This is a genomic window from Thioalkalivibrio sp. ALJ21, assembly GCF_000378605.1.
Taxonomy (GTDB): domain Bacteria; phylum Pseudomonadota; class Gammaproteobacteria; order Ectothiorhodospirales; family Ectothiorhodospiraceae; genus Thioalkalivibrio.
Genome location: NZ_KB905155.1, coordinates 775,970 through 789,387, shown reverse-complemented (window position 1 = coordinate 789,387; position 13,418 = coordinate 775,970). Strand labels below are relative to the sequence as shown.

Annotated in this window: 9 protein-coding genes and 1 other RNA gene; all 10 read left to right on the top strand. The window is 65.1% G+C overall.

Annotation, left to right across the window (positions count from 1 at the left end; genetic code table 11):
- Window positions 1-92: 92 nt before the first annotated feature.
- Window positions 93-1,097, top strand: coding sequence for a class I fructose-bisphosphate aldolase (locus tag F579_RS0103670; protein WP_019024223.1), 1,005 nt, complete (start codon window positions 93-95; stop codon window positions 1,095-1,097).
- A gap of 475 nt (window positions 1,098-1,572) precedes the next feature.
- Window positions 1,573-3,306: a thiosulfohydrolase SoxB gene (soxB, locus tag F579_RS0103665; protein WP_019584604.1), complete on the top strand. Its 1,734-nt coding sequence runs from the start codon at window positions 1,573-1,575 to the stop codon at window positions 3,304-3,306.
- Between the two features lie 96 nt (window positions 3,307-3,402).
- Window positions 3,403-4,497 carry a 23S rRNA (cytidine(2498)-2'-O)-methyltransferase RlmM gene (gene rlmM, locus F579_RS0103660; protein WP_019024225.1) on the top strand — a complete coding sequence of 365 codons (1,095 nt, stop codon included), beginning with the start codon at window positions 3,403-3,405 and terminating at the stop codon, window positions 4,495-4,497.
- A gap of 18 nt (window positions 4,498-4,515) precedes the next feature.
- Window positions 4,516-4,876: a transfer-messenger RNA gene (gene ssrA, locus F579_RS14850) on the top strand.
- A gap of 54 nt (window positions 4,877-4,930) precedes the next feature.
- On the top strand, window positions 4,931-5,350 hold the full coding sequence (locus F579_RS0103655; RefSeq protein WP_019024226.1) for a secondary thiamine-phosphate synthase enzyme YjbQ: 420 nt from the start codon (window positions 4,931-4,933) through the stop codon (window positions 5,348-5,350).
- A gap of 86 nt (window positions 5,351-5,436) precedes the next feature.
- Window positions 5,437-9,312, top strand: a complete 3,876-nt coding sequence (gene purL, locus F579_RS0103650; protein WP_019024227.1) for a phosphoribosylformylglycinamidine synthase — start codon at window positions 5,437-5,439, stop codon at window positions 9,310-9,312.
- A gap of 69 nt (window positions 9,313-9,381) precedes the next feature.
- Window positions 9,382-9,915, top strand: a complete 534-nt coding sequence (locus F579_RS0103645; RefSeq protein WP_019024228.1) for a PilZ domain-containing protein — start codon at window positions 9,382-9,384, stop codon at window positions 9,913-9,915.
- 86 nt (window positions 9,916-10,001) lie between these two features.
- Window positions 10,002-11,381 (top strand): sigma-54-dependent Fis family transcriptional regulator, encoded by a 1,380-nt coding sequence (locus tag F579_RS0103640; protein ID WP_019024229.1) that lies wholly within the window; start codon window positions 10,002-10,004, stop codon window positions 11,379-11,381.
- 186 nt (window positions 11,382-11,567) lie between these two features.
- Window positions 11,568-12,941 (top strand): sigma-54-dependent Fis family transcriptional regulator, encoded by a 1,374-nt coding sequence (locus tag F579_RS0103635; RefSeq protein ID WP_019024230.1) that lies wholly within the window; start codon window positions 11,568-11,570, stop codon window positions 12,939-12,941.
- 121 nt (window positions 12,942-13,062) lie between these two features.
- Window positions 13,063-13,392: a flagellar hook-basal body complex protein FliE gene (gene fliE, locus F579_RS0103630; protein WP_012982556.1), complete on the top strand. Its 330-nt coding sequence runs from the start codon at window positions 13,063-13,065 to the stop codon at window positions 13,390-13,392.
- Window positions 13,393-13,418 lie beyond the last annotated feature (26 nt).

The window sequence follows — 13,418 nt, the reverse complement described above, 5'->3', positions numbered from 1 at the left end:
CCGGGCGTTGGGAGTCCGTATGGAAGAACCCCGAGCGGGGAACTAGTCTCCAACGGAAATCCATACGGGCATACCGACCCCAAGGAGCAGGCATGAAAATCGACACATTGATCGAAACAGCCGAGGCGATGGTGGCCCCTGGAAAGGGCATCATCGCGATCGACGAATCCACCGGCACGATCGGCAAGCGATTCAATGCCGTGGGCGTGGAGAACACCGAGGAGAATCGCCGGACCTACCGCGAGCTCCTGCTGACCACGCCGAAGCTGAACGAATACATCTCCGGCGCCATCCTGTACGACGAAACCCTGCGCCAGTCGACGCGCGACGGCAAGCCATTCGCGGATGTGATGCGCGAGGCGGGCATCCTGCCCGGTATCAAGGTGGACACCGGCGCCAAGGACCTGGCGGGCTTCCCCGGCGAGAAGGTTACCGAGGGCCTGGACGGGCTGCGCGAGCGTTTGCAGGAGTACGCCAGCATGGGCGCGAAGTTCGCGAAGTGGCGTGCCGTCATCACCATCGGCGAGACCATGCCGACTGACACTTGCATCGAGGCCAATGCCCATGCGCTGGCCCGTTATGCGGCGCTTTGTCAGGAGCAGGGGCTGGTGCCCATTGTGGAGCCCGAGGTGCTGATGGATGGCGATCACGACATCGAGACCTGCTATGGCGTCACCGAGGCGACCCAGCGGGCGGTGTTCAACGCGCTGTACGAGCATCACGTCTTGCTGGAAGGCACGATCCTGAAGGCGAGCATGGTGATCCCCGGCAAGGACTGCCCGGAGCAGGTGGGCGTGGAGGATGTCGCCCATGCGACGCTGCGCTGCCTGGCATCCGCGGTGCCCGCGATCCTGCCCGGCATTGTGTTCCTGTCCGGCGGGCAGAGTGACGAGGATGCGACCGCGCACCTGGACGCGATGAATCGCATTGGCGGCACGCCCTGGCCGCTCTCGTTTTCCTATGGCCGTGGCATGCAGCAGGCCGCGATGAAGCTCTGGGGCGAGAACATGCAGGCGAATTTCGAGAGCGCGCAGAAGACCGTGTACGAGCGCGCCCGCGACAATGGTCTGGCCGCGGAGGGCAAGTACGCAGCCTAGGCCGCGTGGATCAGGATGAGGGGGCGTGACCCCGAACCCGCGGGATAGTTGATCTGAATCAATCCCCGCCGGGTTTGAGGTTCATAGACTGTAGCTGCCGGGCATGGGTCGATCGGCGAAGGCACAAGGATCAGCGCTGTTGGCGCCGTGCCCCCGTATCGATTCCTCCGGCGGTGTATGTCGCGTCTTGGCCTGTTACCCCCAGGGTGACAGGCCTTTTTTGTGACCTGCGTTGTGGCTCTGGCAGGCTCCCGGAGCATTTTTTTGTCGGCGCAGATCGGATTGGAACGGGCTCGAATTTCATTCGATCCCGCGCGAACTCGCACTAACTCCTGTAGGCTGCGCACCCGCTAACGACCAGGCCGATGGAACAAAATCGGTCAAAGCACGTCCGGAATAACCGGGAAGAGGACCGGAACAGGTCCAGCCAGAAATTGCGATTTATCCAATTCAAACCACCAATAGGAGCCAGTCAATGAATCTGACTCGGAGAGAATTCCTGCAAGCCATGGCCGTGGCGAGCGCCGCCGGCTTCTCGATGAATGCCTGGGCCGGCGAGAAGGGGTCGTGGAAGCCCCTGAGCAGCGAGATGTACGACATCCCGAAGTTCGGCAATGTCTCGTTCCTGCACTACACCGACTGCCACGCGCAGCTGAAGCCGATCTACTTCCGCGAGCCGAACGTGAACATTGGCGTGGGCGACATGAAGGGCAAGCCGCCGGTGCTGGTGGGCAATGAGCTGCTCGAGTGGTTCGACATCAAGCCCGGTACGCCGATGGCGCACGCGGTCACGCACCTGGATTACGCCGACGCGGCGGAAAAATACGGCCGCATGGGTGGTTTTGCGCACCTCTCCACGCTGGTCAAGAAGCTGCGCGCCGACCGGCCGGAAGCGCTGCTGCTGGACGGCGGCGACACCTGGCACGGTTCTGCGGTGTCCCTGTGGGACGACGGTCAGGACATGGTCGACGCGCAGAAGCTGCTGGGCATCGACATTATGGTGGGCCACTGGGAGTTCACCTTCGGTGACGACCGCGTGATGGAGATCGTCGAGAACGACTTCAAGCCGAACGGCATCGACTTCCTGGCGCAGAACATCGAGGACCGCGACTGGGGCGACCCGGTGTTCGAGCCCTACACCATCCGCGAGATGAATGGCGTGCCGGTGGCGGTGATTGGTCAGGCCTTCCCGTACACCTCGGTGGCCAACCCGAGCTACATGTTCCCGGACTGGAGCTTCGGTATCCGCGACGAAAACATGCAGCGCATGATCAACGAGTGCCGCGAAAAGGGCGCGAAGGTGGTCGCGATCCTGTCGCACAACGGCATGGTCACGGACATGGAAATGGCCCGTAACCTGGAAGGCGTGGACGTGATCATGGGTGGTCATACCCACGACCCGATCCCCGGTGCGGTCGAGATCGAAAACGCCGGTGGCGACATCACGCTGGTGACCAACGCCGGTTCGAACGGCAAGTTCCTGGGCCTGCTGGACCTGGATGTCGGCGAGAGCGGCGTGCGCGACTACAAGTTCCACATGCTGCCGGTGTTCTCCAACCTGCTGGATGCCGATCCGGAGATGGAAGAGCACGTGAAGAAGGTTCACGAGCCTTACCAGGACAAGCTGAACGAAGAGCTCGCGGTGACCGACGGCGTGCTGTACCGCCGTGGCAACTTCAACGGCACCTTTGACGAGGTGATCCTGGATGCGCTGCGCGAGAAGCTGGATGCCGAAGTCGCGCTGTCCCCGGGCTTCCGCTGGGGTGTGAGTGTCCTGCCGGGTCAGCCGATCACCTTCGAGGAGGTGATGAGCCAGACCGTGACCACGTACTCCGAGGTCCAGCGTAACGAGATGACCGGCGAACAGCTGAAGAACACGCTGGAAGACGTCGCCAACTCGATCTTCAACGCCAACCCGTATCACCACCGCGGTGGCGACATGGTCCGCACCGGCGGGATCAAGTACACGATTGATCCGCACGAGTCGATGGGTTCGCGTATCAGCGATCTGGAGATCAATGGCGAGCCGATCGACATGGACAAGAACTATGTCGTGGCCGGCTGGGCGAACGTGCACGAGCCGCTGGACTCCGAGCCGGTCTGGGAACTGGTCGCGGACTACCTGCGCGAGAAGGGTACGGTCGAGGTTAGCAAGCCCTATCTGCCGAAGCTGAAGAACGTCGAAGGCGATCCGGGCCTGGAGGTCTGATCCCGACCGTGGATTGGTGACCGGATGTTCGGTCCGGGTACCCTCAAAGCCGCCTCACCCCTCTCGGGTGCGGCGGCTTTTTTTCATGGAGGGGACATGGAGGCGATCGAGGCGACGGCGTCCGAATTGCTGTTTTACTGCCGCCCGGGCTTCGAGCCCGACCTGATTGCCGAGCTGACGGAGCGGGCGGCGGAGAAGGGCATGGCCGCCTATCCGCGCGCGAAGCCCGATACCGGATTTGTACGCTTTGTCCCGGCGGATGGCGATCTGGTGGGGCTGGCCGCGGCACTGCCACTGGATGAATTGTTTTTTGCCCGCCAGCGCCTGTTAGCGCTGCACCCACTGGAACGCCTGAGTCGGGACGATCGGGTCACCCCAATCCTGGACCAGCTTCAGTTGACGGGGATCTGTTTCGACTCGGTGTGGCATGAATGTCCGGATACCAATGAGGGCCAGTCACTGGTCCGGCTGGCACGCGCGCTGGATCGACCCTTGCAGGCGGTGTTGCGAAAATGCGGCCTGCTGGTGGCGGACGCGGGCGGGTTGCGTGCGCACCTGTTCTGGTCCGCTGGCGACCGTGTACAGATTGCGTTCTCCCGGCCGGGAGAACGCAGCGACTGGCCGGAGGGCAAGCCGCGCCTGCGGGCGGCATCCGACGCGCCCAGCCGATCCGCGCTGAAGCTGGAAGAGGCCTGGCACACATTTATCCCGGCGGAGCAGTGGCCGGAGCGTCTGGCCGAGGGCATGCAGGCCGTGGATCTGGGGGCCGCTCCGGGCGGCTGGACCTGGCAGCTGGTGCGGCGCGGGATGCACGTGCATGCAGTGGACAACGGGCCGATGGACGAGCGGTTGATGGCGACGACCCAGGTGGAGCATCACCGCGAGGATGCCTTCGTCTGGGAACCGCCCAATCCCGTGACCTGGCTGGTCTGCGACATCGTGGACAAGCCGGCGCGTGTTGCGGCGCGCATGGGGGACTGGCTGGAGAGGCAGTGGTGCCGCGAGGCGGTGTTCAACCTGAAACTGCCGATGAAGAAACGCTGGCAGACGGTGCGGGACTGCCTGGAGCGCCTGGACGAACGACTGACGGCGGCGGGGCTGGCCTATGAAGTCAGGGCACGGCAGCTGTATCACGACCGCGAGGAGGTCACCGTGCATATCCGTCTGGTCGGGGAACCCTCGGCGCGGTAGACTGTCTGTGTACTGCAAGGGGGCGACTTGGATTCGACGCGGGTCGCGAAACCTGAGGTGCATGCCGAGGATGTGGTGAGCCTCGTAAAAATCACTGCAAAAAAATAGTTGCCAACGACGACAACTACGCACTCGCCGCTTAAAAACCGGTAGATGCCGTCCGACTGGAGCCGTGCTTGTGCGTCCAGTATCGGGCGTCGACTCTCACAAGCTCGTGGTGAAGCGCGCCCGGCGTGGATCCATTAAAACTAAACCGGGATCGCCAGTTGTTTTCCCTGCCTGTCGGGTAGCGGCTGGTTAAACTGAAAGACGGGATAAGCATGTAGAGCCGAAGGCGGAGGGCCTGCGGACGCGGGTTCGATTCCCGCCGCCTCCACCAAGTTAGCAAGTCCAATCAAGCGCCTTCGGGCGCTTTTTTGTTGGGGAGCCGGGTATGGCCGTGCATCAGGACAGCTTTCGCGTACGCACCGAGGGGCGGGGCACGATCAACATCACGCGCCAGGTCGAAGAGGTCGTGGTCGCCAGCGGGATCACCACGGGTACCTGTCATGTCTTTCAGCACCACACCAGTGCGTCGTTGCTGGTGACCGAGAACGCCGATCCCGATGTGCGCCATGATCTGGAGACCCTGATCGCGCGCATGGCACCGGACGGCGATCCTGCCTACCGGCACGACATGGAAGGCGACGACGACATGGCCGCCCATGCCCGCGCGATGCTGACCCACAACGACCTGACCGTTCCGGTCGGCCGCGGCCGGTTGATCCTGGGTACCTGGCAGGGCCTGTTTCTGTGGGAACACCGCTACGCCGCACACACCCGCACGCTGACCATAACGGTCCACGGAGAGTGATCCAGTAGGCGCGCGGCGGTCCCGGCCCGGCGCCGGGTCCGGTACAATGCGCAGCCTTTGTCATCTCCGGGTATCGAGGAAGCGCAATGCGGTTTGTGGAAGGGGGTATCGCCGTCTCGCCATTTCGGCTGCGGGCACTGGAAGCCGGCCTGCGGGCGAGTGTCCCTGACGCGGGTCCGCTCGCGGCACGGTTTGTGTATTTCATCGAGCCCCGGCGCCGCCTGACGGCGGAAGAAGACGCGATCCTGGACCGCCTGTTGTCGGAGGGCGAGGCCTGGCGCGAGCCGGACTTCGAAATCCAGCGCGAACTGGTGGTGATCCCGCGTTTTGGCACGATCAGCCCGTGGTCGTCCAAGGCCACCGAGATCGCACACCACGCCGGCCTCGAGGAGGCCGTAGTGCGGATCGAGCGCGGCATCCACTGGCAGATCGGCGGGCAGGGGGCCAAGGGCGCGGCCCTTGAGGCGCTGGGCGATGTGCTCCACGACCGGATGACCGAGACGGTTATCGAGGATCCGGCGGAGGCGGCGCGGCTGTTCCAGACCGAGACGCCGCGCTCGCTGGGCCGTGTAGAGCTGGGCGACGACCCGCGCCGGGCGCTGGAAGCCGCCAATGTCGATCTGGGGCTGGCGCTCTCGCCGGACGAGATCGAGTATCTCGCGGACGGCTACGCGGCCCTCGGGCGCGCGCCCACCGATGCCGAACTGATGATGTTCGCCCAGGCGAACTCCGAACACTGCCGCCACAAGATCTTCAACGCCGCCTGGATCCTGGATGGCGAGGCGGACGAACGCACCCTGTTCGGGATGATCCGCAGTACCCATCAGAAACACCCGGAGCGCGTGTTGTCGGCCTATAGCGACAATGCCTCGGTGATCGCCGGGCATGCGGGCATCCGTCTGATGCCGGACGCGATCACCGGCGAGTATCAGCGCGAGTCCCTGGATCTGCCGATCCTGATGAAGGTGGAAACCCATAACCACCCGACCGCGATCTCGCCGTTTCCGGGTGCCGCCACGGGTTCGGGCGGGGAGATCCGCGACGAGGGGGCCACTGGCCAGGGCTCCAAGCCCAAGGCGGGGCTGACCGGATTTACCGTGTCCAATCTCCAGATCCCCGATCTGCCACAGCCGTGGGAGCGTGACTTCGGCCGGCCGCAGCGGATCGAGAGTGCGCGCCAGATCATGCTCGATGGTCCGATCGGCGCCGCCGCATTCAACAACGAATTCGGCCGCCCGGCGCTGGCCGGATACTTCCGCACCTTCGAGATGGCCCTGCCGCGCCCGGATGGAAGCAAGGCCCTGTACGGCTATCACAAGCCGATCATGCTGGCCGGCGGGCTGGGATCGATCCGGGGCGAACACGTGCACAAGCAGGACGTGCCACCGGGTACGCCGATCGTGGTGCTGGGTGGCCCCGCGATGCTGATCGGCCTGGGCGGCGGGGCGGCCTCGTCGATGGCGAGTGGTGCCAGTGCCGAGCAGCTCGATTTCGCCTCGGTGCAGCGGGGCAATCCGGAGATGGAGCGGCGCTGCCAGGAGGTGATCGACCGCTGCACCGCGCTGGGGGTGCAGAACCCGATCCGTTCGATCCATGACGTGGGTGCGGGCGGTCTTTCCAATGCGATCCCCGAAATCCTCGACGATGCCGGTCGGGGCGGCGTGATCGAGATGCGGGAGGTCCCAACCGCCGAGCCGGGCCTGTCGCCGATGGAGCTGTGGTGCAACGAGGCGCAGGAACGTTATGTGCTGGCCGTGGACGACGCCCGCCTGGAGACTTTCCGCATGCTGGCCGAGCGCGAGCGGGCGCCGTTCGCGGTGGTCGGTCGCGCCACCGAGGAAGGGCACCTGAAGGTCGAGGACCGGCTGTTCCACGAGCCGCCCGTGGACATGCCGATGGGCATGCTGCTCGGCAAGACGCCGCGCATGACGCGCGAGGACCGTCGCACGGCACCGCCGGCCACCGATTTTGACGCAGGCGCTTGCCACCTGGATGAGGCGGTGCGCCGCGTGCTGCAGGTCCCGACGGTGGCGGCCAAGCACTTCCTGATCACGATTGGCGATCGCAGTGTGGGCGGGCTGGTCGCGCGCGATCAGATGGTCGGCCCCTGGCAGGTGCCGGTGGCCGACTGCGCGGTGACGCTGACCGACTTCGAGGGCTATACCGGCGAGGCGATGGCCATGGGCGAGCGCACGCCACTGGCGATCCTCTCCGGCCCGGCCTCGGGGCGCATGGCGATCGGCGAGGTCGTGACCAACATGGCCGCCGCGGATATCGACAGTACCGAGATGATTCGGCTGTCGGCCAACTGGATGGCCGCCGCCGGCGTGCCCGGGGAAGACGCGAACCTGTTCGATACCGTGCGCGCGGTGGCCGAGGATGTGTGCCCGGGTCTGGGCATCTCTATCCCGGTGGGCAAGGATTCGCTGTCGATGCGTACGGTCTGGGAGACCGCCGATGGCGAGGCGCGGGATATGTACTCCCCGGTCTCGCTGATTGTCTCGGGCTTTGCCCCGGTCGCCGATGTCCGGCGTAGCGTGACGCCCGAGTTGAATCCAAGTGCGGATTCGACCCTGTGGCTCATTGATCTGGGCGAAGGGAACACCCGCATGGGCGGTTCGGCGCTGGCGCAGGCCTGGGGGCATATCGGGAGCGAGACACCGGATCTGGTCGATGTGGCGCGCCTGCGTGGCTTCTTTGATGTGATCACGGGGCTGCGTCGCAAGGATTTGCTGGCTGCCTACCACGATCGTTCCGATGGCGGCCTGTTCACGACGCTTGCGGAGATGGTCTTCGCCGGTCGTTGCGGGCTGGAGGTCACGGTGCCCGACGACCACCGCGCTCAGGAGTGGCTGTTCAACGAGGAGCTGGGCGCAGTCGTGCAGCTGGCCCCGGGGGCCGAGGCGGCGCTGCGTGACGGGTTGAACGCCGTGGGCCTGGGCGCGCACCTGCACCGCGTCGCGACCGTGCGCGCGGATGACCGCGTCCTCGTGCGCCAGGGACCGAAGGATTTGCTGGAGACGACGCGTGCGCAGTTGCAGGGCGAGTGGCAGGCAACCTCGGCCGCGATGCAGCGGCTGCGCGACGATCCGGAGTGCGCCGACGAGGAATTCTCTCGCGTAGACGAAGATGGCGGCCTGACAGCACGCCTTGGTTTCGACCCGGCCGAGGATATCGCCGCGCCCATGATCGCGACTGGTGAGCGGCCGCGCGTGGCGATTCTGCGCGAGCAGGGGGTGAACGGCCAGCTGGAGATGGCGGCGGCGTTCGAGCGCGCGGGCTTCCAACCGGTGGATGTCCATATGACGGACCTGCTCTCGGGTCGACGAGCGCTGGACGAGATGCAGGGCCTCGCCGTCTGCGGCGGATTTTCCTACGGTGACGTGCTCGGGGCCGGGGGCGGCTGGGCCCAGACCATCCTGAACCATACGGCGCTGCGCGATCAGTTTCAGGCCTTTTTCGACCGCACCGACAGCTTTACGCTCGGGGTTTGTAATGGCTGCCAGATGTTGTCTCATCTGGCCCCGCTGATCCCCGGGGCGGATCACTGGCCGCGCTTTGTGCGCAATCGCTCGGAGCAGTTCGAGGCCCGGTTGTCACTGGTCCGGGTGGAGCCGGGACCCTCGGTCCTGCTGGACGGTATGGGCGGGTCTCTGCTGCCCGTCGTGGTCTCGCACGGGGAGGGCCGCGTGCAGTATCGGGACGAGCTCCCGGTACATGATCAGGCGGCGCTGCGCTACGTCGAGGCCGACGACACGCCGGCCAGCCACTATCCGGCGAATCCCAACGGCTCCCCGGGCGGCGCCACCGGTTTCACTTCGCAGGATGGCCGTGCCACGATCATGATGCCGCACCCGGAACGGGTGTTCCGCACCGTGCAGCACAGCTGGCACCCGCAGGACTGGGGCGAAGACGGCCCCTGGATGCGGTTGTTCCGCAATGCGCGTGTGTTTGTGGGCTGATCGTCTATAAGCGTCTGTACAAGCCGCGCAAATGGCGGAATCGCACCCCGCCGGTAACCAGGAGGTCCGATGGTGGCGAGCGAATGGAGCGAGTACCTGGGGGATGATCTGCGAGTGAGCAGTGCGCTGGCGGTCGGCCCATCCGAGCGTGCCTTGACGGATCCGGGGCTCGCACAGCGTTTGATCGAAAGCCTGGATCTGTTCGACGACACTCACCCGCGCTCGATCCCGCACGAGGACGAGACCGCACCCGAGATCCAGCGCCTGGAACACAAGCTCGACCTGCTGCTGCATCTGGTGGCCGAATCGCTGCACCCGGCTCGTCCGGCACCTGTGGAGGCCACGTTGTCGCGCCACGGGATTGTCTTGCCGACGGGCACCGTACCCGAGGACTGTGATCGGCTGGAGATCTACCTCAGCCGGCTTCTGCCGCAGCCTTGCGTACTGGGTGTCGAGAGTCCGACAACCGCCGGAGACGTACAGCTGATGCGGTGGGCGGACATGGAGGACACCCTGAGAGAGGCCCTCGGTCGCTGGATTTTTCGCCTCCATCGGCGCGAGATTGCCGACAAACGACAGAAAGTTGACGCCGGTCACAACTAGCCGGATACTGAGACACTCATCACACCTTTGTATGGGTCGGCTTTGGACCCTGCATGAGTCAACTCAGTCTACGAGCGGTGGCCGGTATGACGGATCTGAATGGACGCAGCCAGGAACTACGGATTGCTCTCACCGGTGAACCAGGCGCTGCCCGCGACACGCAGGCGATTCTGTCCTGTCTTGGTTGTGAGACCGAATCCCATCAATCCCCCGAAGCCCTGATCGACCAGGGTTCCGACGCCGCAGCGGTGTGGTGGTGCGGCCCGGCCGCGGAGCTGGACCAGCGCCTGTTCGATGGGCTAAACGGTCAGACGACCGTGGTCGTGCAGCCCACCGATGGGGAGAAGATCAGTGCCCCGAACTCGGGTTGCGTGGTCGAGCACCCATTGTCGATTGCCCAGGTCAGCCAGGTCCTGCAGTGGCTGCGGTACGGCCGCGAGCCCGGTCACGACGACATGCCGGGCCTGGTGGGGGTGCATCCGACGATGCTCGCGGTCAAGCGCCTGGTCGCACAGGTGGCCCGTACCGATGCCACGGCCCTGATTCTGGGCGAGACCGGGTCCGGCAAGGAGGTCATTGCGCGGGCGATCCACGCGGCCTCCGATCGTGCGGACAAGCCCTTCGTCGCCGTCAACTGCGGTGCGATCCCGGCGGATCTGCTCGAAAGCGAGCTGTTCGGGCACGAGAAGGGAGCCTTTACCGCGCGTACCGGCCGCTTCGAACTGGCCGGTGACGGGACGTTGTTCCTCGACGAGATCGGGGACATGCCGTTGCCGATGCAGGTCAAGCTGCTGCGTGTCCTGCAGGAGCGGGTGTTCGAGCGCGTCGGTTCGAACAAGTCGATCTCCACCAATGCACGGATCATCGCCGCTACGCACCGCAATCTGGATGACGCGGTGACCGAGGGCAGTTTCCGTCAGGATCTGTTCTTCCGGCTGAATGTATTCCCCATCGAGCTGCCCCCGCTGCGCGAGCGCGCCAGCGATATACCGTCACTGGTGGCCGCGCTGGAGGATCGGTTGCGGGACCAGGGCATGACCCCGGCGCATTTGACCCCGGCTGTGATGGCCCACCTGAGCCAGCTGCCGTGGAAGGGCAACATCCGTGAACTGGCGAACCTGCTCGAGCAGTTGGCCATTATGTATCCGGATCTGCCAGTGGATCTCGGGCAGCTTCCCCCACGGGTCCGTCCGGAGGGGATCGAAGATTTGACCATGCCTCCGCAGAGTGATGCGAATGGACAGGCCGCCGGCGGCGCGCCGAATGGGGCGTTGGGCCTGGCCCGCGAGGGGCTGCCCCCGGAAGGTGTGGACCTGCGCGGCTATCTGAATGACCTGGAGCGCGAAATGATCGTTACGGCGCTGAATGAAACCGGGCAGGTCGTCGCGCGTGCGGCGCGCCGGCTCGGCATGCGCCGCACCACCCTGGTCGAGCGTATGCGCAAGTTCGGATTGGGCAAGGCCTGAGGTTACGGCCCCTTGGCCTCACCTCGTCGGGAAACCGTCAGGTGGGGGTCACGTCTAGACCGATACGTCCGACGAGGATTTGACGACAGGCATCTGAAATCCCCCTGAAGTACCTGTATTTCTTCGTTTTCTTCTTTCTGGCTTGGTTCTTGCTGGTTGCCTCCTGAACTTTCGAGGAACCGGTTTATGTCCAGAGCGACCATTCTCCTAGTCGATGCGGAACCCGCGCTGCGCGAGGCGGTGGTCCGTGTATTGGCGACGATCCCGCGTGTGCGGCTGGAATCCTGTCGGGGCGAGGCGCTACCGGTCGCGCTGGAGACCCATCGTCCGCGTGCGGTGCTGGTGGCGCGCAGGGATGCCCCGGGCAACTGGGCCGAACTGGGTGCGCGGATGCCGGTCGCCGCGGTCGGGCATGACGCCACGCAGGACGACGAGATCGGGGCCTTGCGCGAAGGGCTGGCCGCGCATTTCGCGCTTCCCGATATGGCGGAGGCGATGGCTGACTGGCTGCGTTCGGTGGCCAAGCCATCGCCCAGCATCGTGGTTCCGCGGATGGTGGCGCAAAGCGCCTCAATGCAATTGCTGGACGCGTTCGTGTCGCGGATCGCCGCCACCCCGGCGACGGTTTTCGTGACCGGCGAATCAGGCGTTGGCAAGGAGGTTCTGGCGCGCCAGGTGCACGCCCGCTCCCCACGTGCGAACGGCCCGTTCGAGGCGGTCAACTGTGCGGCGCTGCCGGAGACCATGCTGGAGGCCCTGTTGTTCGGGCATGCGAAGGGGGCGTTTACCGGGGCGCTGGAGGCGCGCCCCGGGAAATTTGCCCAGGCCCATGGCGGGACGCTGCTGCTCGACGAGGTCACGGAGATCCCGGTGAACCTGCAGGCCAAGCTGCTGCGGGTATTGCAGGAACGCGAGGTAGAGCCACTGGGAGGCCGGCAGGCCCGCCGCGTGGACGTACGGGTGATCGCGACGTCGAACCGCGACCTGCGCGAGGCACTTGCGGAAGGAGAGCTGCGCGAGGACCTCTACTATCGCCTGAACGTTTTTCCCGTCTGGATCCCGCCGCTGCGCGAGCGCCCGGAGGATATCGTGCCGCTGGCGCGTACCCTGCTGCGCCGATTGAGCGGCAATACCTTGACCGATCTCGATGCGTCTGCGCGGAAACGGCTGGTGGAACACGACTGGCCGGGCAATGTGCGCGAGCTGGCTAACGTGATGGAACGCGCGGTGACGCTGCACGATGCGGCGCGCGGCCCCGCGATCGGGATCGAGGCGATCTGGCTGGACCTGGACATGCTGATGCCCTGGGGCACGCACGAGTGTCGGGCATCGGACGCTTCAGCCCCCACTGACCGCGACTCGGTCGACGAGAACTCGACGCCCATGCTGGAACAGACCCTGCAGACACAGGAGAGTCGGGTGATTCTCAATGTCCTGCGCGAGTCGGGCGGACGGCGCAAGGAGGCGGCGGAACGTCTGGGAATCAGCCCCAGAACATTGCGTTACAAGATTGCCCGGTTACGCGAATCAGGCTTCGCGGTGCCTTCGTCGAGTCACTAGTGAATGGGCTGGCACGGCCCTTGCTTCGTGCTATTTCGACGCCGACCGGCCACATCGGGCATTGGCGCGAAGGGGAAGACACGCGCACGTGGGCGTGGATGGTGAATAGGGGAGCCGAATCATGAGCGAGATGCAGATTCAGAACGTGCTGGCCCAGATGCGCCAGTTGACCCAGAGCTCGGGCGTGGAGGGGACCAATCCCGCACAGCAGCCGGGCAAGGTCGGCGGGGCGGAGTTCCAGAACGTATTGCGCGACTCGCTGCGCGGGGTGAATGATGTTCAGCAGAGCGCGACCGATCTGCAGACTCGCTTCGAGCTGGGCGACGAGAACGTCAGCCTGCCCCAGGTCATGGTGGCAATGAACAAGTCGAGCATCGCGTTCGAGGCCACGAACCAGGTGCGCAACCGGCTCCTGAATGCGTATCAGGAAATCATGCGGATGCAGGTCTGATGCGCGGACCCCACGGAGAATAAGTA